The sequence below is a fragment of the Streptomyces sp. UG1 genome (assembly GCF_049974585.1).
Classification (GTDB): domain Bacteria; phylum Actinomycetota; class Actinomycetes; order Streptomycetales; family Streptomycetaceae; genus Streptomyces.
The window spans coordinates 14,001-38,323 of record NZ_JBNGGG010000042.1 but is presented as its reverse complement, the minus strand read 5'-3'; the positions used below and the strand labels follow the sequence as shown (position 1 = coordinate 38,323).

The window sequence follows — 24,323 nt, the reverse complement described above, 5'->3', positions numbered from 1 at the left end:
GTTGTGGGATGGGTCGCGTGTCTGGTGAAAGGGTATCGGGTCGCGGGGGGTGTTGCCGTCCACCTGCGCGTGAGCGGTGCCGATGAGTGGTACGGGCCGTGGGCGCGGGTACGGTGATCACAAGTCTGCGGTCCGCCGATCGCGCACCCGCTGTCGCAAGTGCTTTCGTACGAGCCCCCCGAGGACGTCTGCCGTGCCGTTCCCCTCGCCACCGCGCTCCCCCTCGGGGCCGCGCAGAAGAACCCTGCTCGCCTCGGCCGCCGGAGCGGCCCTGCTGGTGGGCTGCACCGCCACGTCCGACGACCCGGGCGGAGCGACGAGCCGCAGCCCGTCGCCCGAGGAGCGGGCACGCGCGCGTGCGGCCCGGGACAGCGCGGACCTGGTCGAGCGCTACGACGCCGTGCTCGCCGCCCATCCCGCGCTGGCGGAGCTGCTGGGTCCGCTGCGCTCTCAGACCGCACGGCACGCGGAGGCGTTCGGCGAGGGCGCCCCCGCACCGTCCGCCGGCTCTCCTACGGCGTCCGCGGCCCCGCACGCCGGCAAGGCATCGCCCTCGGCGTCCCCGTCGGCCACGCCGCCCGTTCCCGCGGACGAGCGGGACGCCCTGGCCGAGCTCGCCGCCGCCGAGCGATCGCTCGCGGACCGGCGTGCGAAGGCGCTTCTCGACCTGCCCGGCGAGCCGGCCCGGCTGCTGGCCTCCGTGGCGGCGGCCGGGGCGGTGCACGCGTACCTGCTGACGGAGGGAGCCAAATGAGCGGCGCGGCGAAGAAGGCGACGGTGACGGCGCTCCAGGCGGCGCTCTCCGCCGAGCACGCGGCGGTGTACGGCTACGGCGTGGTCGGCGGCCGGATCGGCGAGAAACAGCGCTCGGAAGCACGGGCGGCGTACCAGGCGCACCGGGCGCGGCGGGACACGCTGGCGCGCGAGGTGCGCAACCTGGGCGCCGAGCCGGTCGCCGCGAGCGCCGCGTACGCGCTGCCGTTCCCGGTGCCGGACCCGGCCGCGGCCGTCCGGCTCGCCGCCGAGCTGGAGGACCGGGTGGCCGGGGTGTACTCCGACCTGGTGCGGGCGGCCGAGGGTGAGCTGCGGGGTACGGCGGCCGAGGCGCTGCGGGAGGCGGCGGTGCGGGCGGTGCGCTGGCGGGGCGAGAGCGTAGCCTTCCCTGGGCTCGCCGAGCGGTCGGCCACCGCGTCGGCCTCGGCGGCGCCCACCGCTTGACGCGGGCAGGAGGACACGTAACGGCAGTACGGGAAGGGAACGACTCGCGCATGGCTTTCGAACCGCCGCGGCGTCTGGTCAGGGCGCTCGGTGAGACGGCACCTGACGGTGACGACTGGTTGGAGAAGCTGCCGGAGGCGGCCCGCCAGGCCGTCGCGCTACGCGAGTTGACCGTTGAGCGGGTGCAGGTGCCGGGCGGCCGCAGCAGCATGGTCGTGCTCGTCCGGCGCGCCGACGGAACCCCGGCCGTACTGAAGCTGGCCCCGCCCCGGGCGCGTCCGGAGAGCGAGCGGGCGGCGCTGGCGCACTGGGGCGGGGTGGGCGCCGTACAGCTCCTCGAACCGTTCGTGACCGAGGGGGTGCTGCTGCTGGAGCGGCTGCATCCGGATCTGTCGGTGCGGTCCTTGCCGGAGGCGAAGGCGCTGCTGGAGGCGGCGGGGACGCTGCGGCGACTGTGGGTGGAGCCGCCTGCTGAAGACGGCGCTCACCGCTTCGAGAGCGTGGCCGAGCGGACCGGGCGGCAGGCCGAGGCGATGCGGGCGACGGCGTCGGCGGACGCCGAGCTGGTCCCGCTGGTGGACGCCGCGCTCGCGGCCCGTGCGGAGCTGCTGGCCGCGCCGCCCGAGCACCGGCTGCTGCACGGCACCTTCCGGCAGAGCAAGGTGCTCTCCGGGGAGCGGATGCCGTGGCTGGCGGTGGGGCCGGATCCGGTGGTCGGCGAGTGCGCGTTCGACCTGGCGCGGCTGGTGCGGGACCGGGTGGAGGACCTGATCGCCCAGCCTTCGGGGCCGGCGACGACCCGGCGGCGGGTGAAGCGGCTCGCTCAGTCGCTGGACGTCGACCAGGAGCGGCTGAGGGGCTGGACGCTGTTTCGGGCCGTGGAGTCCGGAGTCAGGGCACACCGGGTCGGACGGCGGCAGGACGCGGAGCTGTTGCTGGAGTTCGCGGGGTGGCTCTGAGAGCCGGTGAACAAACCCCCGTCGTCCGCCCGGAGCGGGCGCTGCGGCGTCCGGTGCGTGCCGATCGCAAGGCGCCGGAGTGCCCTCGTGGTGGAGCCACCTGGGCCGTTCAGCAACGCTGCGAGCGTGCGTGCCGGACGCCGCAGCGCAGGCGGGGGTTTGTTCACAGGCTCTGAACCCACCGGTGCGGGTCCCGGAACCGGAACCCATACCGTGGGCCCGTCCTACGCGGTCAGGCGCGCGATCGCCTCGTCGACCGTGAGCTCCTCGCGCTCGCCGGTCCTGCGGTCCTTCAGCTCCACCACACCCTCGGCCGCGCGCCGCCCGGCCACCAGGATCTGCGGTACGCCGATCAGCTCGGAGTCGGTGAACTTCACGCCCGGCGAGACGCCCGCGCGGTCGTCGCACAGGACGCGCAGGCCGGCCGCGGACAGCTTCTCGGAGACGTCGAGGGCGAGTTCGGTCTGCAGGACCTTGCCGGCGGCGACCACGTGGACGTCGGCCGGGGCGACCTCGGCGGGCCAGCACAGGCCCTTGTCGTCGGCGGTCTGCTCGACGATGGCTGCGACGGCGCGGGAGACGCCGATGCCGTAGGAGCCCATGGTGACGCGGACGGGCTTGCCGTTCTGGCCGAGGACGTCGAGCTTGAGGGCGTCGGCGTACTTGCGGCCCAGCTGGAAGATGTGGCCGATCTCGATGGCGCGGTCGAGCTTGAGCCCGGTGCCGCAGTTCGGGCAGGGGTCGCCCTCCTCGACGACCACGACGTCGACGTACTGGTCGACCTCGAAGTCACGGCCCGCGACGACGTGCTTGGCGTGCATGCCCTCCTTGTTGGCGCCCGTGATCCACGAGGTGCCGGGGGCCACGCGCGGGTCGGCGAGGTACTTGACCTTCTCGCCCAGGCCCTGCGGGCCGACGTAGCCGCGGACCAGGTCCGGGCGGCCCGCGAAGTCCGCCTCGGTGACCATCTCGACGACCGCCGGGGCGAAGTGCGCCTCGACCTTGCCCATGTCGACCTCGCGGTGGCCGGGGACACCGACGGCGACGATCTCGCCGTCGACCTTGACCAGGAGGTTCTTCAGGGTGTCGGAGGCCTGGACGCCGAGGTGCGCGGCGAGGGTCTCGATGGTCGGGGTGTCGGGGGTCGGGATCTCTTCGAGGGCGGGCACGCCTTCGGCGTCCACCGGCTTCAGCTCGTACGAGATCGCCTCGGTGTTGGCCGCGAAGTCGCAGTTCGGGCAGTCCGCGAAGGTGTCCTCGCCGGCCTCGGCCGGAGCCAGGAACTCCTCCGACTTCGAGCCGCCCATCGCGCCGGCGGTCGCGGCGCAGATGCGGTAGTCGAGGCCGAGGCGCGCGAAGACGCGCTGGTAGGCCTGGCGGTGCAGGACGTAGGACCGGCCGAGGCCCTCGTCGTCCAGGTCGAAGGAGTAGGAGTCCTTCATCAGGAACTCACGGCCGCGCAGGATGCCGGCCCGGGGGCGGGCCTCGTCGCGGTACTTGTGCTGGATCTGGTAGAGGATGACCGGCATGTCCTTGTAGGAGGACGCCTGGTCCTTCACCAGCAGGGTGAAGATCTCCTCGTGGGTGGGGCCGAGCAGGTAGTCGCCCCCCTTGCGGTCCTGGAGGCGGAACAGCTCGGGGCCGTACTCGTCCCAGCGGCCCGTCGCGTCGTACGGCTCACGCGGCAGCAGCGCGGGGAGCAGCACCTCCTGGGCGCCGATGGCGTCCATCTCCTCGCGGACGACGCGCTCCACGTTGGCGAGGACCCGCTTGCCGAGGGGCAGCCACGACCAGATGCCGGCCGCGGTGCGGCGGACGTAGCCGGCCCGGACGAGCAACTTGTGGCTGAGGACCTCGGCGTCCGCCGGGTCGTCGCGCAGCGTCTTCGCCATCAACTGGGACATGCGCTGGACCGGTGCGTTCGCCATGGTTCTCGTACTCCTGCTGGTTTGGATTATGGCAGGAGGTTAGCCGGGGGGAACGGGGCGGTGGAAATCGGTTAGCGGCGGCGGAGCGGCAAGGGGGCGCCCATCACGGCGTACGGCTTCGGGGCGCTGGGGAACAGGACCTGGCGGGCGAGGTCCTGGTAGCCGAGGGAGCGGTAGAGGCCGCGGGCCGGGCTGTCGACGTCGATCGCGGAGAGGATCGAGCGGGGTTCGGCGGCGCTGTCGGTGATCGTGGTGATCAGGGAGCGGCCGATGCCCCGGTTCTGGTAGCGGGGGTGGACGTGGAGTTCCGTGATGACGAAGGAGTCGTCGAGCCAGTCGTCGTGGCCCTGGGCCCGGAGGTAGGGCTCCACGACGGTGGACCACCAGTGGCTGCGGTCGTTGGGCATGCCGTAGACGAATCCGACGAGCATGCCCGCGGTGGTCGCGCCGAGGGCTCGGGCTCCGGGGTACGTCATGTGACGCAGGACGATCTGGCGCCGTACCGCCACCTCGTCGGGGCCCAGGCCGAAAGCCACCGCTTGGACTGCCAAGGCCTCGTCGACGCGGGCCGGGAGGTCCAGGGGGCCGATCACGATGTCGTCTGCTCGGCGGCGGTGTGCGTGACCGGGAAGGCGCATGTGGGGAGCGTACAGGGGAGTGTTCAGAACAGAATGCTCATGAAAGCGCCGACCTCCTGGAAGCCCACCCTGGTGTACGTCCTTCTCGCCGCGGTGTTGAAGTCGTTGACGTACAGGCTCACCACCGGGGCGACGTCCGCGAGGGCGTAGCGCAGTACCGCGGCCATGCCGGGTGCGGCCAGTCCCTGTCCCCGGTACTCGGGGGCCACCCAGACGCCCTGGATCTGGCAGGCGCGGTCGGTGGCGGCGCCGATCTCGGCCTTGAAGACGACCCTGCCGTCCTGGTCGAGGCGGGCGAAGGAGCGGCCAGAGCCGACGAGTTCGGCGACCCGGGCCTGGTAGAGGAGGCCGCCGTCCCCCGCGAGGGGAGATACGCCGACCTCCTCGGTGAACATCGCCACGCACGCCGGCATGATCGTCTCCATCTCGTCCTTGCGGATGCGGCGGACGTAGGGATCCGGGGCGATGCCGGCGGGCAGGCGGTCGGTGACCATGAGGGGCTGGTGGGGTCGGACCTCGCGGGCCGGGCCCCAGCTGGGTTCCAGCAGGCGCCAGAGCTGGGCGGTGGCGTCGGCGGGGCCGACGATGGAGGAGCAGCGGCGGCCCGCGCGCCGGGCGCGGTCGGCGAAGGCGCGGATCGCTCGGGGGGTCGCGCAGATCGGGACGAGGTTGGCGCCCGCGTAGCACAGGGACGTCAGCATGCCGTCCTCGTACCAGCCCCACATCTCGCCGCCCAGGCGCCAGGGGTCGAGGCCGGCGACCTGGACGCGGGACGTCACGAAGGCGTTCGCGACCGGCTCGCGGTCGAGGACGGCGAGCGCGGCGTCCAGGTCACTCGGTTCGAGGACCCTGGAGGTCGTCTGGGTCAGCACGGGGCGGGGCCTCACGGTGGGGACTCTGCTGGTCCCGGCACTGTACCTCGCGTGTTCGTGACGCGCCCCGTGGTGCGAAGCGGCGCTCAGAGCGTGGGCACGTTCGTGATCACGACCGGCCGGCAAACCCGAGGAACGCCTGCCAGGCGGCGGGGGGCACCGTGAGGGTGGGAGCGGTGGCGGGGTCCTGCTTGGAGTCCCGGACGTGGATGGTGGTGGGGCAGGTGGCGATCTCTACGCATTCGCCGCCAGACCCTGTGCTGTAGCTGGACTTGCGCCAGGTGAGGGCGGCCTCGACGCATTCGCCGCCCTCACCATCGCTGTAGCTGCTCTTGAACCACGTCAGCTCGGACGACTCATCGACGTTCATGTCTCTCCCAGCAGCTTCTCTACGAGGGCCAGTGTTTCGCTCGGCGTCAGGGCCTGGGCGCGCAGGATGCCGTACTGCTCCTCCAGCTCCCTGACCGTCTGACGGTCGGTGTAGAGGCGACTGCTCTTGTACGCCTCCACATAGGCGATCCTGCGCCCTTCCTTCGTTTCGATCAAGGTGAACGGACTCTCAAGTCCAGCATGCGCCTCGCGAGCCGTCGGCATCACCTGGATTTCGACGTTACGACGCTGCCCGTGCAGCAGGATCTGCTCCAACTGCCCACGCATCACTGCCTGTCCGCCCAGCGGTCGGCGCAGCAGGTGCTCCTCGATCACGAAGCTGATGGTCGGGAACACGGCCTGGGCAAAGATGTCCTGCCGGGCCATACGGGCCGCAACACGCTTTTGCACAGTCTCCTCGCCCAGGAGCGGACGCCACATCCTGAACACCGCGAGCGCGTAGTCCTCCGTCTGGAGGAGCCCCGGGATCGCCTTCGTAGCGAACACATGCAGCGCAACGGCCTTCTTCTCCAATGCCGCCGCATCGTGGAAGAACGCCGGATACTGCGCCCTCTCCATGTCCTCGCTGAACTCGACCAGTACCCCGCCCGCGTTCAGGACCTCGTCGGCCCGAATGATGAACCGCGTCGGTGGAATCCGCCTGCCCTGCTCGTACGAGGCGATGGTCGCCGCCGAGTACCCGGTACGGGAACCGAGTTGGGCACGATCCATGCCAGCCTGCATCCTCAACCGCTTCAACAGCCGCCCGAAGATAAGAGGGACGACCGAGTTCGGCTCGGCCCCCTCCTCCGCCTCCGGACCTTCAGGTTCAGTCACTTCGCTCATGCCAACCCCATTGCCCTCACGCCCCGTTGGTAACGGCTCACCCGCGTACAGATCGCCGCCGTACGCGTACACCCTGTGACGGTCACGGCGTCTCCGCTGTTCAACGCTACGCAGCGCACGGGACCGTGTACGGCATGAAGTCGGAAACTCCCCTGGACCGGCATATGCCCCAACACCCCGCGCCCGCACACGAGTTCGCCATGCGGTTCACTTCCACCCCACGCGGCGCACGGCTCGCCCGTCGTCTCGTCTCGCACCGGTTGGACGAATGGGGGCACCCCTACGGCAGCGCGGTCAACGAGAGCGTCACGCTCATCGCCGCCGAACTGGCCGCCAACGCCGTACGGCACGGACACGTACCGGGACGGGACTTCCACCTGCGGCTGGCCGAGTCCCCCGCGGTGCTGCGTCTCGAAGTGTCCGACACCCGCTCCGAACGGCTCCCCGAACCCCGTCCGCCGCGGACCGAGCAGGACGAGTCCGGCCGCGGGCTGCTCCTGGTGGAGGCGCTCGCCGACCGCTGGGACGTCACGCCACGCCGGCCGGGGAAATGCGTATGGGCGGAGGTACGAGTGAGTCCCGCCACCGCGGGGTGACGGGACTCACGACGGCAGTACGGCCATACGGCCGTACGTACTCGGATCAGTCCGCGACAGACACCGAAGGCTCGCCGGAGGCCACACCCTCGGCCTCCATCTGCTCGGCGATCTTCATGGCCTCCTCGATGAGGGTCTCCACGATCTTGGACTCGGGGACGGTCTTGATGACCTCGCCCTTGACGAAGATCTGGCCCTTGCCGTTGCCGGACGCGACGCCGAGGTCGGCCTCGCGGGCCTCGCCGGGGCCGTTCACGACGCAGCCCATGACGGCGACGCGGAGGGGGACCTCCATGCCGGTCAGGCCCGCCGTGACCTCCTCGGCCAGCTTGTAGACGTCGACCTGGGCGCGGCCGCAGGAGGGGCAGGAGACGATCTCCAGGCCGCGCTGCTTGAGGTTCAGGGACTCCAGGATCTGGTTGCCGACCTTGACCTCCTCTACGGGGGGAGCCGACAGGGACACCCGGATGGTGTCGCCGATGCCCTGCGAGAGGAGGGCACCGAAGGCCACCGCGCTCTTGATCGTGCCCTGGAACGCCGGACCCGCCTCCGTCACACCGAGGTGGAGGGGATAGTCGCACTGGGCCGCGAGCTGCTTGTACGCCTCGATCATCACGACCGGGTCGGTGTGCTTAACGGAGATCTTGATGTCCCGGAAGTCGTGCTCCTCGAAGAGGGACGCCTCCCACAGGGCCGATTCGACCAGGGCCTCCGGCGTCGCCTTGCCGTACTTCTGGAGCAGGCGCTTGTCCAGCGAGCCGGCGTTGACGCCGATGCGGATCGGCGTGCCGTGGTCCTTGGCGGCCCGCGCGATCTCCTTGACCTTGTCGTCGAACTGCTTGATGTTGCCGGGATTGACGCGTACGGCCGCGCAGCCGGCCTCGATGGCCGCGAACACGTACTTCGGCTGGAAGTGAATGTCGGCGATGACCGGGATCTGGGACTTCTTGGCGATGGTCGCGAGGGCGTCGGCGTCATCCTGGGTCGGGCAGGCGACTCGGACGATCTGGCAGCCGGACGCGGTCAGCTCGGCGATCTGCTGGAGCGTGGCGCCGATATCCGACGTTCGGGTCGTGGTCATGGACTGTACGGACACCGGGGCGTCACCGCCGACCGCCACGGACCCGACCTGGATCTGCCGGCTCTTGCGGCGCTCGGCGAGCTTGGTCGGAACGGACGGCATGCCGAGAGAAATCGCAGTCATCTGCTGTGCAACCCCAAGTCGTGGATCAAGGTCCGGCCCCGTCAGCGGCGGGCTCCGGGCTTCGAGATTACGGCACAGAGGTGAACGGAAGCACTCGGCGTCCTGAAGGTCCACTCGATGGCGTCCCACGGCAAAGGGCCAGGCATGGCGCCCGCCCCCGAGGACATGATCTCTGATTAGCCACTGTGCCTGGCCTGCCACACAGCGCCAAGACATCTGCCAATACATCTGAGTGATATTTTGCGTGGGTCATAGCCCTTGTCGGAGAGAAGCTTGCGCACCGATGACCGCCCAGGCCTCAGAACCACAGCCTCCCGGCCCCATGCCGGAGAAGACACCGGCAGCCCTCCGGATCGCAGTGGCTCGCCTCGACCCGGCGAACGCGCTTCCCCGGTTCGACCAGCATTGGGAAGACGCTACTCGGGAAGCTCGCGATCTGTTCACTCTCACCCCCTGCCGGGCCTTCCTCGAGCACTGGTGGACCTGGGTCGCCGTCCAGCGGACCCCCGGCGCGGCAGCCCGCGTGGCCGAGTGCGAACGGATCGTCGCCGACTCTCCCGACCGCAGCGAACGCCGTGCCGCGTCCGCTGAGATCAGTCGCATCATCGCCACCGTCCAGGAGTCGGCGCGGTGAGCGACTGGACGTGGGAGTACGAACCCAACGCACGGGAGGTAGTGGGAGGACTCAGCGAGAACGAGAGGGCAGCCGTCGAGGATGTTGCGGGCAGGATCGCCGAGGCTGTCGGGGTGCGCCGGATCGGCCATCCCTTCGACATCCGCGAGTCGGCTTCCGGTGTCCGTACCTACGCCGAAGGCCACGTCATGGTCTGGTACCAGGAGGGCCACCGGGACGACACCGTTCTCATCCTCCGAGTCCAGTGCCTCGGAGACTCGGAATGAACGGTGCGGGGATCGAGGAGGGCGCGAGCCGTCTGCCGACCGAGGCGCGGGCTCACCGGCTCTCCGAGGTGCGCAAGCGACAGCACATGACCCAGGCACAGGTCGCCATGGCACTCGGTGTCACGCAGGGGCGTGTATCGGCGATTGAAAAGGGCGATCTGACGCGCTCCGAAGTCGAGACTCTCGCGTCCTATGTCGCGGCACTTGGGGGGCAGCTGAGACTCGTGGCCGACTTCGGAGACGAATCACTCAACCTGGGCTGATATCGCGCGGCGGGCGGTCGTCGTAGGCGACGTCACGCTCGCGCCGGCGGGACGGACACCGAGCCGTCCCACAGCTCGAAGGCGGCTGTTCCACCGCCGGGCGCTGACGACGTCAGAACGGCCACGGATCAGCCGGCTGATGCGCACCGGATTGGACGGTATCTACCGCCAAGACGAGCAAGGTGAAGCAGATGAAGATCCCCGCCACCACATAAGCCACCGGCATCAACTGCGCAGCGGGGTGCCCGGATCCGACTGCCGGAACGTTTCCGGCACATCACCTTGGAGCCTGCGTGCGGGTCGGGGAAGCGCCGGGCGAGGACTCAACCCTGCTTCTCATCCCCCGCGGCGGTAAGCACGCCGCCGGTGCAGGTGGCGCGGCCGAAGGTGCCGGTGGCGGTGGCGCTTTGGACGTGCTTGCCGCTGATGGCGAGGGTGCAGCGGGCCTGGCCGCCTTTCTCGCCGAGGACGATGCTGATGACCGGTTCCTGGCCGAGGGGGACGTCGACGGTCTTGCGCCAGGGCAGGGTGGTGGCTTTGACGACGGTGGCTTCGCCGGTTTCGTTGCGGGCCTGGTAGGTGATGTCGGCGGTGCCCTGGCCGGTTACTTCGTAGGTCACTGCGGCGGTGGGGGTGCGGTCTGCCGGTTTCTTGTCGTCCTTGCCGGAGTCGAGCACGCCGTAGAGGACGAAACCGCCGCAGAGGGCCAGCGCGACGCCTGCGGCGAGCAGGCCGGCACGGTCGCCGGAAGTCTTCTTTGAGTTCTTCGAGTCTTCGGTATCCGTTTCCGGTGCTTCGCGTTCCTGGGTTTTGACGCTCACGGGCGCACTCCTCTTGAAATTCAGAAAGCTGCAGCCGGGCGACTTATACACGATGCGGTCCGCCGATAGCAAGCGAAGGGAAATATCGGACACCCGGCGCCCTGTTCAGTATCAATGGTCCGCATTGTCTGGTCGCTTGACATTGCGTCACCGGAGTGACTAGAAATCCGGCGCCCCTGCCCATGGGCTCGTATTCCCGTGGGGTGGGGCGGGTTTTCCGGCGGCATGTTTATGCCATGACGCACGAGGAAAGGTTTGGCGTGAGACCCAGACTGGGCAGGCTTGTGGCGTGCCTTGTGGTGGCCGCGGTGACAAGTACCGCGCTGCCTCAGGTCGCTTATGCGGCGCCCGCTGACGACGGTGACGGAAAGGGAATATTCGACACCGTCAAAGGCTGGTTCGCGGATGATAGCAAGGAAATCGAGAAGCCTCCGTCGCATGACGAATTGGGGATAGCCGACCGGCAGAAGCTGCCGAAGGGCAAGGCCGATCCGGAGGCCAAGCGGGTCAGAGAGCTGACGGGCCGGCGCACGGCGCACGCCCGGTTCTGGGAGTTGTCGGACGGCCGGGTGCAGGCGGAGCTGTCGGCGGTGCCGACGTCGTACCGCTCGGGTGAGGGCAAGAAGGCGACCTGGAAGCCGGTCGACACCGCGGTGCGCGGTACGAAGGCCAAGGGTTTCGCCTTCGCCAACACCACGAACAACGGGCGGTCCTGGTTCGGCGGGGATGCCGGCCGGCTGGTGCGGTTCGCCTCGCCGAGCGGCCGTTCGGTCACCCTGGGCCTGGACGGAGTGCGGGACAAGGACCTCGCCCCGAAGGTCAAGGATTCCACGGTCACCTACGCGGACGTGGTGCACGGCGCGGATCTGGAGTATGTGGTCGGTCCGGGCCGGGTGAAGGAGAACATCACCCTGGCCAAGCGCCCGGACGGTCCGGTGAAGTTCACCTTCACCCTGGATGCGGACGGGCTGGAGCCGAAGGCCCGGCCGGACGGTTCGATCGCGCTGTACGGCGAGCTGCCGGACACGCCCGAGCTGGTGATCCCGGCGCCGTACATGACGGACGCGGCCAAGGCGGACGCTTCGGTCTTCGGGCAGACCTACAGCACGAAGGTCACCCAGAAGCTCACGCGGGACGGCAAGCGGTGGAAGCTGACCGTCGCGCCGGATGAGAAGTGGCTGGCGTCGAGGGACCGGCAGTATCCGGTGGTGATCGATCCGACGATCACGATCGCGCCGTCGCCGTCGAGCGCCCAGGATGTGATGGTGCTGCAGGAGGCGCCGACGACGAACTACAGCTCCTCCTGGAAGCTGTCGGCGGGCCGCACGGACACGGGCACCGCCCGGTCGCTGATCAAGTTCCCGCTGGACGAGATCCCGGCGGGCACGAAGATCGATGCGGCGCGGCTGGAGATGTACTACGACCAGTCGCACACCACCACCGGCACCAGTGTCCTGATCAAGGCGCACCGGGCGACCGGGGCGTGGGAGGAGTCCACGGCGACCTGGGACAACACCAGTGCTCTGGTGGGTGAGCTGTCGGGCACGAGTGTGCAGGTGGACGAGGGGGATGCGGGCACCACGGCCGCGTCCGGCACCTGGCCGGCCTCGACGTCGACGCTGACGCAGTACGCGGTCAACCAGGACTACCGCTACAACAAGAACTCGGTGGCGGGCGAGACCTACACCTGGCAGCCCAGGCTGCCGGAGAGCAGCACCTACCGGGTCGACGTGCACTACGTGGCCGCCTCCGACCGGGCCGTCAACGCCCCGTACACGGTGACGTCCAAGGACGGTGCCACCACCTACACGGTGGACCAGTCGGCCGGTTCGGGCGGCGAGTGGACGTCGCTGAACGGCGGCTCGCAGATCAGCTTCGCCAAGGGCACCGCGGGCAAGGTGGTCCTGGGTGACGGTCCGGCCTCGACGTCGACGGCGGTGATCGCGGACGCGGTGCGCTGGGTGAACCCGGCGCAGCTGACCCGCAGCAAGGGCGAGTACAACACGTGGGACAAGTTCCCGGTCACCGACACCGTGCAGAAGTGGGTGAACGGCACCGAGCCCAATTACGGGTTCGTGCTCAAGGCGAGCGACGAGTCGACCAGCGGGGCGCTGGGCGGCCCGCGCTATGAGGCCGGGGACGGCGCCTACGGCGGCGAGACCTCCACGATCCCCAGGCTGACGGTCACCTACGGCAAGGTCGGCACCACGCTCGACTCCCCGCAGGTGATCCACTCCACCGGCCCGGAACTGTCGTGGAAGGCCTACAGCAACGACACCGGCGACGGTGGTCTGGACATCGTCGAATACCAGCTGCACCGCTCCACGCAGCAGGCGTTCACCCCGTCCGCGGCGACGCTCATCGCGCCGGTCGACAAGACGGCCACCTCCTACACGGACACCACCGCGACCCCGACGCCGGACTCGTCCTCGGCGGAGATCGGACGGTCGTACTACTACCAGATCGCGGTGAAGACGAAGAACGGTGAGCTGCTCGGCTCCCCGACCCGCGTGGTGGGTGTGCCGAAGGCGGGCCGCACCATGCGGCTGCTCCAGGGCACGGCCGGGGTGACGGATACGACGTTGTCGTCGGCGCAGCCGGCCACCAACCAGGACACCATGACGTCCTGGGACGTGGGCCAGAACTGGCTGAGCGTGGGCAACAACTCCACCACCTGGGGCACCACCCGCGCGGCGATGAAGTTCGACACGGCGGATATTCCGGCCACCGCCACGGTGCTGGAGTCGCGGCTGTTCATGTGGGCGGCGCAGACCGACACCGACACCAACGGCGCCCGCTACAACCTGCACGGCCTGACCAGAGGCTTCGACGAGACCACCGCGACCTGGAACAACGCCACCTCGACGACGGCGTGGACCAGCGCGGGCGGCGATCACTCCTCCGTCGTCTCGGACTACACCCCGCAGTGGAGCAACGATGTCGGCCGGCACTGGTGGGATGCCACGTCCCTGACCCAGGGCTGGGTGGACACCCCGTCCTCCAACCACGGTGCGCTGGTCAAGCTGGCGGACGAGTCCGCGTCCGGGCCGCAGGAGCGTACCCTGTTCCTGTCGTCGGAGGCGGACGACTGGCAGATCGGGCCGCTGCTGCGGGTGATCTACGTCGACTCCACCACCGAGGACACCTACTACGCGCCGCAGACCCCGTCCCGGATGACCCCGAACTCCACCTACACGGTGGACTTCACCGTCACCAACACCACCAGCTCGGCGTGGGCGGCCGGTGAGCGGGAGCTGTCCTACACCTGGAAGCTGCCCGACGGCACGGACGTGACGACCGGCGGCAACCAGCTGTCCACGGCGATACCGGCGCTGAACCCCGGCCAGTCGGCCACGATCCAGGCGCAGGTCGCCACCCCGATCAACTCCGACTCCGGCAACAAGCGCACCGACTATGTGCTGGGCTGGGACATCCGGAAGGTCTCCGACGGCAGCTGGCTGTCCGCTGGCACCGGCGGCATCCCGGCCTTGAAGCAGAACGTGGCGGTGGAGGACCCCACCTCCAACACCCTGGGCCTGGAGAAGTTCTACTCCTACACGGGCAAGAACACCGGCGCCGGCTCCACGGTGATGAACAACCTCGCCTCCGGCAACAGCGTCTGGTCCTACAACGCGTTCACCAACCCCGGACGCGGCCTGACGACGTTCGCCCGGTTCGCGTACAACTCGCTGGACACCAGCGACACCGTGACCGGCGCAGGCTGGTCGGCCCAGCTGGCAGGCCCGATCCGGCTGGGCGCCCCGCTGGACTTCCACCCCAACCCGAACCAGAACGCCACCGAGATCCGGCTGCCGGACGGGGACGGCACCACGCACGTCTTCACCAAGCAGGCCGACGGCACCTGGAAGGCCCCGGCAGGCGTCCACTACCGCATCACCATGAAGGCAGGCCTGGACTGCACCCCGACCAAGGACCCCGTCCCGGACGCCTGGACACTGCTGCGCCCGGACGGCACCCGCTTCCTCTTCGGCTGCGACGGCTACCTGACCTCGGTGGTCGACAAGAACGGCAACACGCAGACCTACACCTACGAGGAGCGCAAGTCCAACAACAAGCCGACGAAGTTCCTCACGTACATCACCGACCCGGCCTCCCGTCAGTCGCTGAGGGTCGACTACTACGAGAAGGGCGACGCGTCGTACGAGTACATCGACGACACGGGCGCCAAGGTCACCGGCAGCAACCTGACCAACTCCAAGATCTACGACCACGTGAAGTCGATCACCGACATCTCGGGCCGCAAGATCTCCTTCTTCTACACGACGAAGGGTCTGTTGGGGCAGTTCACCGACGGTGACGGTTCCACGCAGCCGAAGGTGTTCAAGTTCACCTACGACGCCACCCAGGGCAACAAGAACGTCAAACTGGTCAAGGCCACCGACCCGCGCGGCAACGGCACCTCGCTGGCGTACTACGCGCCGCAGACGGGCGACGACCCGAAGTACCACTGGTGGACCAAGACCATCACCGACCGCCTCGGCGGTAACACCGGCTTCGCGTATACGGCCAACACCGCGAACACCAAGTTCACCGACACCACCGTCACCGACGCCGAGACCCACGCCACGAAGTACGTCACCGACGACTTCGCCCGCCCGGTCCAGACCACCAACGCCAAGTCCCAGACCACCAAGATGAGCTGGGACGCCGACAACAACGTCACCTACCTGGAGGAGGACAACGGCGCCAAGACCGCGTACTGCTACGACCAGAAGACCGGCTACCCGCTCTGGCAGCGCGACGCGGAAAACAACAAGACCGGCGCCCCGGACCAGACCACCACCTGCGTCACGGACACCACCCAGTGGCCGGCCAACGCGGCGAAGTACGAGTACCAGACGCGCGCCGACGGCTACTCGGCCGACCTGTTCCGCAAGACGTCGCCCGAGGGGCGGGCCTGGCAGTTCGGCTACGACGCCTTCGGCAACCTGACCACGGTCACCGACCCCAAGGGCGTCGCCACGGCGACGGCGGGTGACTACACCACGTCGTACGAGTACGACTCCTACGGTCAGCTGACCAAGGCGACCGACGCCAACGGCAACCCGACGAAGTACGACCTCTTCGGCCCGACCGGCTACCCAGCGACGATCACCGACGCGAAGACCAACTCGACGACGTACGAGTACGACGAGCGCGGTCAGGTCATCAAGGCCACCGATGCCAACGGTAAGGTGACCACGCAGACGTATGACACGTTCGGGCGTCCGCTGGTCAGCACGGTACCGAAGGACCAGGACGCGGGCGTCCTGATCACGACTCCTGCGCCGGTGTACGACGCCAACGACAACGTCACCAAGGTGACGGCGCCCAATGGCGCGGTGTCGACGGCGGTGTACGACAACACGGACCAAGTCACGTCGGCGACGGAGCCGGCGAACAACCAGACGAGCCCGCGCACCACGACGTACACCTATGACAAGGTCGGCCACCTGAAGACGACGACGGAGCCCAAGGGCACGGCGACGACGACGGACACGGCCGACTACGTCACGACGAACCACTACGACGAGATCTACCAGCTTACCTCCGTGGTCAACGCGAAGGGCGACAAGGTCTCGTACGAGTACGACAACGTCGGCAACGTCACCAAGGTCATCGACCCGAAGAAGAACGCGACGGCCGACACGACCGACTACATGACCAAGACCGACTACGACCTCAACCACCGGGTCACGGTCGTCACGGATGCGGCCGGCAAGACCACCCGGCGGGGCTACGACAAGGACTCGCTGGTCACGTCGACAACGGACGCGGAGAACAACACCACGCTCATCACCTACGACGAGCGTGGTAAGCGGACCGAGGTCAAGGTTCCGCACGACGGCACCACGACCATCACGTACCGCACGACCAAGTACGAGTACGACCAGGTCGGCAACACCACCAAGGTGATCAGCCCGCGTGCCGTCGCGGCCGGTACGACCACCGCGTTCACCGCCCGTACCGAGTACGACGCGCTGAACCGCCCGGTCAAGCAGTACCAGCCCTACGACCCGGCGGACACCCGCTACAACAATTCCAACGTCTACACGGAGACCGCCTACGACAAGGTCGGCCGGGTGGCGAAGACCTCGTTGCCTCCGTCGGACGGCGAAACCGTCCGCAACGACACCACCTACAGCTACTTCGACAACGGCTGGGTGCAGTCGTCGACGGACCCGTGGGACATTGTCACCACGTACGACTACAACGAGTCGGGCGCGCAGACCAAGCGGACCCTGACCTCGGCAGGTGGCTCCTCGGACCGCACGATGGCGTGGTCGTTCTACCCCGACGGCTCGCTGAAGTCGCGGTCGGACGACGGCGTCCCGGTGGGCAAGTCGGTCGTCCTGGTGGACAACTCCGACACCCAGAACACCTCGAAGACCGGGACCTGGACGAAGGGAGACATCACCGACCAGCAGGGCTACGACCACGAGACCCACGCGGCGGGCACCGGTACGGACGCCTTCACGTGGACGCTCAACATCCCCAAGGACGGCACGTACGCGGCGTATGTGAAGTTCCCCGAGGTGACGGGCGCCGCAGCGGCGGCCAAATACACGGTCACCCATGCGACCGGAACGGCCGACAAGACGATCGACCAGAACGCGGCCGCGAACCAGGGCACCTGGATCTCGCTGGGCTCCTACGCCTTCAAGCAGGGCAACGACGCCAAGCTGCAGCTGTTCCAGAACAGCGGCGGCGTGGTCGTCGCGGATGGCGTCAAGCTCGTCCGCGACACCAGCGGCGACCCGGCCGACACGGAGAAGGCCAACTTCGTCTACTCCTACGACCTCAACGGCAACCTGACGCAGATCGACGACACCTCGTCGACTGCGAAGATCGACTCCTACACGATCACCTACACGGGCCTCAACCAGGTCCAGAAGGTGACCGAGTCACTGTCCGGCCAGGAGAAGAAGTCCACGTCGTTCACGTACGACGCGAATAACCACCCGGACACGGTCACTCACCCGGACCAGTTCTCCAAGTACACGTACGACCTGCGTGAAATGGTGAAGACGGTCTCGGTCGGCAAGACGGCGACAGACGCCAACCCCAAGGTCACGTCGTACACGTACACCGACCGCGGGCTGAAGCTCCAGGAGACCAAGGCCAACGGCAACACCGTTGACTACACGTACTACCTGGATGCCGCGCTGAAGTCGGCGACGGAGAAGAAGCCCAACGGCACCCTCGTCTCCTCGCACACCTACGCCTACGACCCGAACGGCAACAAGGCGCAGGATGTGGCGAAGAAGATGAACGCCGACAACCACGCGGCGTACCTGTCGTCGACGACGGACTTCACCTACGACCCGGCCAACCGGCTGGCCAAGTCGGTGAAGACCGGCGACGGCGCGGGCACGGAATCGTACGTCCACGACGACAATTCCAACGTCATCAACCAGACGGTCAAGGGCACCACAACCACCTACAACTACGACCGTAACCGTCTGTTGAGCGCCTCTACCGGGGGCCAGGCGTCGAGTTACAACTACGACCCGTTCGGCCGCCAGGAATCAACCACCGTCGGCGGCAAGGTTGTCGAGCGGAGCGTGTACGACGGTTTCGACCACGTCGTGGAGTCCCAGAAGATGGACTCCACGGGCGTGATGAAGTCGACCACGTACACCTTCGACCCGCTGGACCGCACCGCGTCGAAGACGGCGGACGGCAAGACGACGGACTTCGCGTACCTGGGTCTCTCGTCCGAGGTCTTGGACGAGAAGGTCGCCGGCGAGCTGACCAAGTCCTACCAGTACAGCCCGTGGGGCGAGCGCCTGTCCCAGGTCACACACAACAGCGACGGCACGACCGAGGACGGCTACTACGGCTACAACAGCCACACCGACGTCGAGACCCTGACCGACAAGAACGGCGACACGAAGGCGACGTACGGTTACACCGCGTACGGCTCCGACGACGAGTCCGAGTTCACCGGCATCGACAAGCCGGACGCGGCCGATCCCACCAAGGAGGCCTACAACCCCTATCGGTTCAACGCCAAGCGCTGGGACGCCCAGTCCGGCACCTACGACATGGGCTTCCGCGACTACAACCCGGGCCTGAACCGCTTCACCACCCGAGACATGTACAACGGCGCCCTCGCCGACATGAACCTCGGCACCGACCCGTTCACCGGCAACCGGTACGCCTTCGCCGGCGGCAACCCCACAACGTTCATCGAACTCGATGGTCACGAGTGGTGGAACCCCGTGAGCTGGTTCTCCGACGGTGGGAAGACGTCCACGAAGACGTCCACAAAGGGTGGTGGCGGCTGGTTGACCGTCGCCCAGGTCTTCTTGGACGCCATCGGATGGAACACCTCCACCGCGTCCAGCGGGTACGAGTCGGAACCAGGTGACCAGCCGGACTACAACAAGGGCCTGCTCGTCACTCCGGAGAAGAAGGTGGAGTGGCAGCCTGCCGACGACCAATACCCGTTCGGCAAGGAGGACTGCTCCAAGGGCATGAGCATGGTGTACTACCACCCGCTCGACGGCGCCGGCCGTGCGCAGGGAGTGGACGCCTGCCTGAGCCCGGGAGGCTTCAACTACACCAACGACAAGGGAGGCGAAGCCTTCCCAGGCGTCGAGTCGGAGATCTGGGGCACTGGTACCGAGATGCCGCCTCCGTTCGGCACGGACCGCATGCCTCCTGGGTACTACAGCGGCAGGGAAGCCGAGAGGCAGGGGCTGCCGCGTGTAGTGCGCGGTCATCTCCTCGCCAGGATGCTCGGCGGCAGTGGTACGGACCGGAGGAATCTGGTTCCGCTGTATGCCAAGGTGAACAGTCCGCTCATGCGGAACTTCGAGCAAGAGATGGCCAACCGTGTCAAGGGCGGCGAAACGCTCTGGTACTCGGTGCGGGCCCACTACGACGGGGACAATCCGATCCCCGAGAGTTTGTCCATCGCCTGGGCGAGCATGACAACAGGAGATGCCGGAGCGTTCCCCATTCCGAACCAACCATAGGAATCGCTCCAATCACGTCCGTCGCGATATAGTCCCGCCGCCGGCCTGCATTTGAGCGGGTCGGCGGCGGTCGGCACAGTGAGATCAGAGGAATTAATCATGGAATGGGTTTCACGTATCCTTAAGACAGTCTCGCAGGAGAATCTCCACCTGGAGATCGGCTGGGACTCAATCGAGTATGAATTGGGAACGCCACTTCCCGATGACTTCAAGAAGCTCACGGAGAGCATTGGAGTGGGGGAGTTCAGCGAATATCTTTACGTTTACACCTCAAGTAAGAAGAGTAGTTCCTTCAGCGTCCTCGGCGACTTGGCCGGTATTCGCCGGGCGCTGGAGCGTCAACCCTCGGCCGTCCGGGTCTACGAGCCCTACCCGATCTACACGCCGGGCGGGGAGGGGCTCATTCCCTGGGGAGGGGCGGTGCAGGAAGGCGTCGAGTTCTACTGGCTGGCAGGTGGTGAGGACCCCAACAAGTGGCCGGTCCTTGCCCGGCTGGACCCCAGTGAGGAGTGGTATAGGTTCGACATGACGGTGTCGGAATTCGTGTTCCGGATGCTGACCGGCGACGAAAAGGTCAGCCCTTTCCGGATCCCCGACGTCATGGGCCCACCGCGATATGAGGTGTACTGAGCCTCTTCCAACCTGCTGACGGAGCAGGCTGGTTGGAGTTTGGGGGCGCGAGATGTTACCAGAAGGAAGCCGTGTGATTTGTCGTCGGGCAACTGTGCCCGAGTAGTTCCGGCACACCCAAGACACACCGCTGCCGGAGGCATCCGGCAGCGGTGCAGGGCGATTTCAAAGTCGGGTTGATCTTGTAGGTGTGCTGGTCACAGCGGTGTGACGATGTTCGGCAGGGCGCCACGAACACAACGAAGCTCCCGTTGAGCGGGTGACCTTCCCAAGTCGCCTGCCCCAACCGGAGCTTCGATGTGCCGCCAGTCTGCCACCGTCTGTCTGATCAAGTCGCCGGCTCGTCGCTCACCGAGTCCATGAGCGCCGCTCATGGGCCCAGCGTATGTCTTGGGCCCTCTTTGGGCTGTGAAATCATGCGGGTACCGTCGTCGAACCACCAGAGAACAATCCCGGCAACAGCGGACCCGAAGCTAGCGGCCGTCACGACCGCGGACGTAAGAGCCAGGGCAGCCGACTGATCGCTGAACGAACTAGGACGGAAGAACGCCTCGTACGTGAGCGCGATGCCTAGCAACAGGCTCAGTGCAGCCATGGCTAGCCAACGCCGCCGTGCACGCTTGGTATGCGCTATGGAGTGGACGCGCAGCCGGATCACAGCATTACACTCGCCGCAGGCTACAGCGGTAACGCTACTCCCTTGATCAGGTCGACTGACTGTGAACGGATATGCCCTGTAGTAGGTAACGGTCTTGCCGGGCTCCCGGTGTGTGCTCAGAATGTGGCGCAACCTCCCGGACGGATGCTCACGGATCGCACGCAACTCCCGGCCCCCCATCATGCGTTGCCGTCCACTCACACGAAGTAAACAGCCCTGCCTTCGGGACCGCTCCCGGTGCTCAAGAACACCTGGTTGCGGCCGGTGGTACCAGGGGCGCTACAGCGCGCCCCTGGACCCTGCCCAGCAGGGCTGTTGCAAAGCCTTTTGATCTTGTATCGGTGCTGGTCAGGCGATGCCGAGGAGGCTCAGGGGGCGGTGGAACGGCTCGTAGGACATCGCGCGGAGGGCGGCGGCGATGTTCATGTGTCCGGCGGCGCGGAGGCTGTTGATCGCGAAGCTGCGCAGGGTGGCCATATTCTCCGGCCCGTGCCCGGTGCGGACCTTGGAGGCGTCTTCCCGGAAGGCCGTGTCCCGGACGAAGTGGAGCCGGTTCTCGATGATCCACTGCGAACGGACGATCTTCGCCAGGCGCTCGGGAGATGCCTGGCGGCTGGTCAGGTCTGTGATGACGTAGACCGTCTCGCGGGTGCGCTTGCCAGTCTTGGTACGGGTGCGGTGCCTGACGATCTTCGCGACTTGGGCGGCGTAGGGGAAGTCGACGCCGAGATCGGTGACGGTCAGCACCTGCACGACGCGGGTCTCCAGGCGTCCGTGGCCCGTGCTGCGGTCGTAGTGCTTCGCGCTGACCTGCTCCCAGGGCAGGATGCGAAGCTGCTGGTAGAGGACTTTTTGGTTCTTCTTCACGGCGAAGACATAGTGCGCTTTCTTGTCGTCAACGAGAAAGCGGGCGTGCTCGCGCTGGGTGTGGAGGGCATCGGCGGTCACGGTCACATCGGTCAGGTCGTACGGTTCCAGCAGGGTGGCGAAGCAGGTGATCTCGTTGGTCTTGTCCGGCACTCGCAGCTGGGTGACCGTCATACCGCCGCCGGTGATGGCGGCCAGGAGGTGCGCGGCCGGGCTGTCATGGTGGCGGGAGCCACGGGCGCTCTTGCCGTCGACGGCCACGGTGTCGCATCCGGCGGGGTCACATCCGAGCAGGTCGGCCAGGCCGCCGGGGCAGGTGCGGTTGATGATCCGGCGGATCGTCGCCGCGCTGGGCGCGATCCGTACGCCGAACACCGTCGCAGTGCGGGCGCCGAGCCGGGCGAGGGTGACCTGCGGGGCTGCGGCCGCCCACTGGCCGACAGCGGCGAAGGACCGGGCCCCGGCCACCACGGCCGAGCAGGCCACCAGCAGCACCGCCACGAACGGGTGACGCTTCCCGCGCCGGTGGCGTGGATCGGCCAGCGTCTGCAGGCGTGCCGCCAGCGAGCCGATCGCGCGATCCTGACGAGCCGGCGACTTGATCAGACAGACGGTGGCAGACTGGCGGCACATCGAAGCTCCGGTTGGGGCGGGAGCTTCGTTGTGTTCGTGGCGCCCTGCCGAACATCGTCACACCGCTGTGACCAGCACACCTACAAGATCAACCCGACTTTGAAATCGCCCTGACACGTCGGTACGGCTCGACGCATCCGATCTGGACTCCGCGCAGCTGGCCTACCTCTCAGCGATGAAGCCGCTGCACACCGGAGCCGTACTCCGGCCGGCGAAAAGCCCCCGGCAGGACCTCGCCGGAGCCACCGCCTGGGCCGACGGGATGGCCGAGGCGCAGGGCGAGACGATCCGGCTACTCAAGGACGCGGAGCTGCCCGGGGCCGAGCGGCCGACCGGGCAGCTCGTGGCGGAACTGGGAGCAGGACTGCCGTTCTGGCGGCAAGCAGCCGAGGCATCCGACGCCGACAGCTTCCTGGAGCACCTGCGTTCCGTCGACCGGCACAACGGGGATGAGTACGTCCGTCGGATACGCGGTCTGCTGGATCTGCCCCTGCCCGCATCCGAGCCGAGGCAGGCTTCCCTGGGCTCGGCCGCTCCGGCACGTAGGTGAGGGCCCCCGGCCTTCACTCGTGCGAGTTGCGTAGACGAGTGAAGGGCGGGGCCCTGATGCCCAGAGAGGAGCCGGGGAGGAAAAACGGCCCGGTCAGCTGATCCGGATCGGGTTGACGACATCCGCGACCAGGACCAGCAAGGTAAAGCAGATAAAGATCCCCGCCACCACATACGCCACCGGCATCAGCTTCGCCACATCGAACGGCCCCGGATCCGGCCGCCGCAGCACCTTCGCCGTGTTGCGGCGCAGCGCCTCCCACAGCGCGCCCGCGATATGGCCGCCGTCGAGCGGCAACAGCGGGAGCATGTTGAACAGGAACAGGGAGAGGTTGAAGCCGGCCAGGAGGAAGACGAACGTGGCCAGCTGCTGTGACGCCGGGATGTCGAGGGTCGCGATCTCGCCGCTGACCCTCGCCGCTCCGACGATGCCCATCGGGGAGTCCGGCTCGCGCGGGCCGTCGCCGAACGCCGCGTCCCACAGGGCGGGGACCTTGGAGGGCAGGGCGAGAAGGGAGTCGACGGCGTCGCCGACCCGGTCGCTCATCCAGGTCACCGAGTCGCCGAAGTCCTGTTTGACGACGCCGGTGGCCGCGCTGAAGCCGAGGAAGCCGGCCTTGACGTACTCGCCCTCGACGATGGCTCCGGCGGCGTCCTTCTTCACGACCTGGTTGGTGGCGATCTTCGCCTGCAGGGTCAGTTCCCTGCCGTCCCGGTCGACGACGATCGGCACGGACTTTCCGGCGCTGTCGCGGATCAGGTCGGAGAGGGTGTTCCACTGCTCGGTGCGGACCCCGTCGAAGGAGACGATCTTGTCGCCGGCCTTCATGCCCGCCGCCGCAGCCGGGGACCGGGGGTCGGACGCCTTGCACTCGTCGCGGTTCTCGGTCTGGGCGATGACGCACTGGGAGACCGAGCTGACGGTGGTGGTCTGCTGCTGGATGCCGAAGCCCATCAGCACGGTGAGGAACAGGCCGAAGGCGAGGACCAGGTTCATGAACGGGCCCGCGAACATCACGATGACCCGCTTCCACGGCTTGCGCGTGTAGAACAGGCGGGTCTCGTCACCCGGCTTGAGCTCCTCGAACGCGGCCGAGCGGGCGTCCTCGATCATGCCGCGCCACGGGGATGTGGAGCGGGCTTCCAGGCGGCCGTCCGGTCCCGGCGGGAACATGCCGATCATGCGGATGTAGCCGCCGAACGGGATCGCCTTGATGCCGTACTCGGTCTCGCCCTTGTTCCGTGACCAGATGGTCGGGCCGAAGCCGACCATGTACTGCGGCACGCGGATGCCGAACAGCTTGGCCGTGGACAAGTGGCCCAGCTCGTGCCATCCGATCGAGAAGAGCAGCCCGACCGCGAACAGCACTATGCCGAGGATGAACATC

At 67.7% G+C, this 24,323-nt stretch carries 19 protein-coding genes; 10 read left to right on the top strand and 9 right to left on the bottom strand.

What is annotated here, in order from left to right; translation table 11 throughout:
- Window positions 1-193: 193 nt before the first annotated feature.
- From ACP4J3_RS38055 to ACP4J3_RS38045, 3 genes are read left to right on the top strand one after another with little or no spacing between them, the layout of a single operon-like run.
- Window positions 194-754, top strand: coding sequence for a hypothetical protein (locus tag ACP4J3_RS38055; protein WP_426540898.1), 561 nt, complete (start codon window positions 194-196; stop codon window positions 752-754).
- Window positions 751-1,218, top strand: a complete 468-nt coding sequence (locus tag ACP4J3_RS38050; protein WP_426540897.1) for a ferritin-like domain-containing protein — start codon at window positions 751-753, stop codon at window positions 1,216-1,218. The genes ACP4J3_RS38055 and ACP4J3_RS38050 overlap by 4 nt, the downstream gene beginning before the upstream one ends.
- A 50-nt stretch (window positions 1,219-1,268) precedes the next feature.
- Window positions 1,269-2,177, top strand: coding sequence for an aminoglycoside phosphotransferase family protein (locus ACP4J3_RS38045; RefSeq protein ID WP_426540896.1), 909 nt, complete (start codon window positions 1,269-1,271; stop codon window positions 2,175-2,177).
- A gap of 224 nt (window positions 2,178-2,401) precedes the next feature.
- Here ACP4J3_RS38045 and ACP4J3_RS38040 read toward each other — a convergent pair whose 3' ends face one another.
- The 5 genes from ACP4J3_RS38040 to ACP4J3_RS38020 form a co-directional block, all read right to left on the bottom strand.
- Window positions 2,402-4,105: a proline--tRNA ligase gene (locus tag ACP4J3_RS38040; RefSeq protein ID WP_426540895.1), complete on the bottom strand. Its 1,704-nt coding sequence runs from the start codon at window positions 4,103-4,105 to the stop codon at window positions 2,402-2,404.
- A gap of 71 nt (window positions 4,106-4,176) precedes the next feature.
- Window positions 4,177-4,743 (bottom strand): GNAT family N-acetyltransferase, encoded by a 567-nt coding sequence (locus ACP4J3_RS38035; RefSeq protein WP_426540894.1) that lies wholly within the window; start codon window positions 4,741-4,743, stop codon window positions 4,177-4,179.
- A 23-nt stretch (window positions 4,744-4,766) separates the two neighbouring features.
- On the bottom strand, window positions 4,767-5,615 hold the full coding sequence (locus tag ACP4J3_RS38030) for a GNAT family N-acetyltransferase (RefSeq protein ID WP_426540960.1): 849 nt from the start codon (window positions 5,613-5,615) through the stop codon (window positions 4,767-4,769).
- 109 nt (window positions 5,616-5,724) lie between these two features.
- Window positions 5,725-5,985, bottom strand: coding sequence for a DUF397 domain-containing protein (locus ACP4J3_RS38025; protein WP_426540893.1), 261 nt, complete (start codon window positions 5,983-5,985; stop codon window positions 5,725-5,727).
- Complete coding sequence (locus ACP4J3_RS38020) at window positions 5,982-6,830, bottom strand: helix-turn-helix domain-containing protein (RefSeq protein WP_426540892.1); 849 nt, start codon at window positions 6,828-6,830, stop codon at window positions 5,982-5,984. The genes ACP4J3_RS38025 and ACP4J3_RS38020 overlap by 4 nt, the downstream gene beginning before the upstream one ends.
- A 134-nt stretch (window positions 6,831-6,964) precedes the next feature.
- Between ACP4J3_RS38020 and ACP4J3_RS38015 the strand changes: the two genes are divergently transcribed.
- Window positions 6,965-7,426 (top strand): ATP-binding protein, encoded by a 462-nt coding sequence (locus ACP4J3_RS38015; protein ID WP_426540891.1) that lies wholly within the window; start codon window positions 6,965-6,967, stop codon window positions 7,424-7,426.
- A gap of 46 nt (window positions 7,427-7,472) precedes the next feature.
- On the opposite strand, the gene ispG is transcribed toward ACP4J3_RS38015, so the two are convergent.
- Window positions 7,473-8,630, bottom strand: coding sequence for a flavodoxin-dependent (E)-4-hydroxy-3-methylbut-2-enyl-diphosphate synthase (gene ispG / locus ACP4J3_RS38010; protein ID WP_426540890.1), 1,158 nt, complete (start codon window positions 8,628-8,630; stop codon window positions 7,473-7,475).
- A 322-nt stretch (window positions 8,631-8,952) separates the two neighbouring features.
- Here ispG and ACP4J3_RS38005 point away from each other — a divergent pair, with 322 nt between their 5' ends.
- Genes ACP4J3_RS38005 through ACP4J3_RS37995 form a run of 3 tightly spaced genes read left to right on the top strand, consistent with a single transcriptional unit; the run spans window position 8,953 to window position 9,793 of the window.
- Entirely contained in the window at window positions 8,953-9,264 is a 312-nt protein-coding gene (locus tag ACP4J3_RS38005; protein ID WP_426540889.1) for a DUF6247 family protein, read from the top strand.
- Complete coding sequence (locus ACP4J3_RS38000; RefSeq protein ID WP_426540888.1) at window positions 9,261-9,530, top strand: hypothetical protein; 270 nt, start codon at window positions 9,261-9,263, stop codon at window positions 9,528-9,530. Before ACP4J3_RS38005 ends, ACP4J3_RS38000 begins: the two co-directional genes overlap by 4 nt.
- A complete protein-coding gene (locus tag ACP4J3_RS37995; RefSeq protein WP_426540887.1) occupies window positions 9,527-9,793 on the top strand; it encodes an XRE family transcriptional regulator in 267 nt (88 codons plus the stop codon). Before ACP4J3_RS38000 ends, ACP4J3_RS37995 begins: the two co-directional genes overlap by 4 nt.
- Before the next feature lie 323 nt (window positions 9,794-10,116).
- On the opposite strand, the gene ACP4J3_RS37990 is transcribed toward ACP4J3_RS37995, so the two are convergent.
- Window positions 10,117-10,614: a hypothetical protein gene (locus ACP4J3_RS37990; protein WP_426540886.1), complete on the bottom strand. Its 498-nt coding sequence runs from the start codon at window positions 10,612-10,614 to the stop codon at window positions 10,117-10,119.
- Between the two features lie 236 nt (window positions 10,615-10,850).
- On the opposite strand from ACP4J3_RS37990, the gene ACP4J3_RS37985 reads away from it, so the two are divergent.
- Both ACP4J3_RS37985 and ACP4J3_RS37980 read left to right on the top strand, forming a co-directional pair.
- A complete protein-coding gene (locus ACP4J3_RS37985; RefSeq protein ID WP_426540885.1) occupies window positions 10,851-19,598 on the top strand; it encodes a DNRLRE domain-containing protein in 8,748 nt (2,915 codons plus the stop codon).
- A 99-nt stretch (window positions 19,599-19,697) separates the two neighbouring features.
- Window positions 19,698-20,228, top strand: coding sequence for an SMI1/KNR4 family protein (locus ACP4J3_RS37980; protein ID WP_426540884.1), 531 nt, complete (start codon window positions 19,698-19,700; stop codon window positions 20,226-20,228).
- A 1,006-nt stretch (window positions 20,229-21,234) separates the two neighbouring features.
- Here the strand turns inward: ACP4J3_RS37980 and ACP4J3_RS37975 are convergent.
- Entirely contained in the window at window positions 21,235-22,386 is a 1,152-nt protein-coding gene (locus ACP4J3_RS37975) for an ISAs1 family transposase (protein ID WP_426540883.1), read from the bottom strand.
- A 175-nt stretch (window positions 22,387-22,561) separates the two neighbouring features.
- Between ACP4J3_RS37975 and ACP4J3_RS37970 the strand changes: the two genes are divergently transcribed.
- The gene (locus ACP4J3_RS37970; RefSeq protein ID WP_426540882.1) at window positions 22,562-22,936 is read left to right on the top strand and encodes a hypothetical protein; all 375 of its coding nucleotides are present in this window, start codon (window positions 22,562-22,564) and stop codon (window positions 22,934-22,936) included.
- 93 nt (window positions 22,937-23,029) lie between these two features.
- Here ACP4J3_RS37970 and ACP4J3_RS37965 read toward each other — a convergent pair whose 3' ends face one another.
- Entirely contained in the window at window positions 23,030-24,322 is a 1,293-nt protein-coding gene (locus ACP4J3_RS37965; RefSeq protein WP_426540959.1) for a M50 family metallopeptidase, read from the bottom strand.
- Window position 24,323: the final 1 nt, after the last annotated feature.

Bases quoted from the DNA above. Each gene is read 5' to 3' on its own strand.
- ACP4J3_RS38050 (WP_426540897.1), top strand. From the start codon at position 751: ATGAGCGGCGCGGCGAAGAAGGCGACGGTGACGGCGCTCCAGGCGGCG.
- ACP4J3_RS38045 (WP_426540896.1), top strand. From the start codon at position 1,269: ATGGCTTTCGAACCGCCGCGGCGTCTGGTCAGGGCGCTCGGTGAGACG.
- ACP4J3_RS38040 (WP_426540895.1), bottom strand. From the start codon at position 4,105: ATGGCGAACGCACCGGTCCAGCGCATGTCCCAGTTGATGGCGAAGACG.
- ACP4J3_RS38035 (WP_426540894.1), bottom strand. From the start codon at position 4,743: ATGCGCCTTCCCGGTCACGCACACCGCCGCCGAGCAGACGACATCGTG.
- ACP4J3_RS38025 (WP_426540893.1), bottom strand. From the start codon at position 5,985: ATGAACGTCGATGAGTCGTCCGAGCTGACGTGGTTCAAGAGCAGCTAC.
- ACP4J3_RS38020 (WP_426540892.1), bottom strand. From the start codon at position 6,830: ATGAGCGAAGTGACTGAACCTGAAGGTCCGGAGGCGGAGGAGGGGGCC.
- ACP4J3_RS38015 (WP_426540891.1), top strand. From the start codon at position 6,965: ATGAAGTCGGAAACTCCCCTGGACCGGCATATGCCCCAACACCCCGCG.
- ispG (WP_426540890.1), bottom strand. From the start codon at position 8,630: ATGACTGCGATTTCTCTCGGCATGCCGTCCGTTCCGACCAAGCTCGCC.
- ACP4J3_RS38005 (WP_426540889.1), top strand. From the start codon at position 8,953: ATGCCGGAGAAGACACCGGCAGCCCTCCGGATCGCAGTGGCTCGCCTC.
- ACP4J3_RS37995 (WP_426540887.1), top strand. From the start codon at position 9,527: ATGAACGGTGCGGGGATCGAGGAGGGCGCGAGCCGTCTGCCGACCGAG.
- ACP4J3_RS37985 (WP_426540885.1), top strand. From the start codon at position 10,851: ATGACGCACGAGGAAAGGTTTGGCGTGAGACCCAGACTGGGCAGGCTT.
- ACP4J3_RS37980 (WP_426540884.1), top strand. From the start codon at position 19,698: ATGGAATGGGTTTCACGTATCCTTAAGACAGTCTCGCAGGAGAATCTC.
- ACP4J3_RS37975 (WP_426540883.1), bottom strand. From the start codon at position 22,386: ATGTGCCGCCAGTCTGCCACCGTCTGTCTGATCAAGTCGCCGGCTCGT.
- ACP4J3_RS37970 (WP_426540882.1), top strand. From the start codon at position 22,562: ATGAAGCCGCTGCACACCGGAGCCGTACTCCGGCCGGCGAAAAGCCCC.
- ACP4J3_RS37965 (WP_426540959.1), bottom strand. From the start codon at position 24,322: ATGTTCATCCTCGGCATAGTGCTGTTCGCGGTCGGGCTGCTCTTCTCG.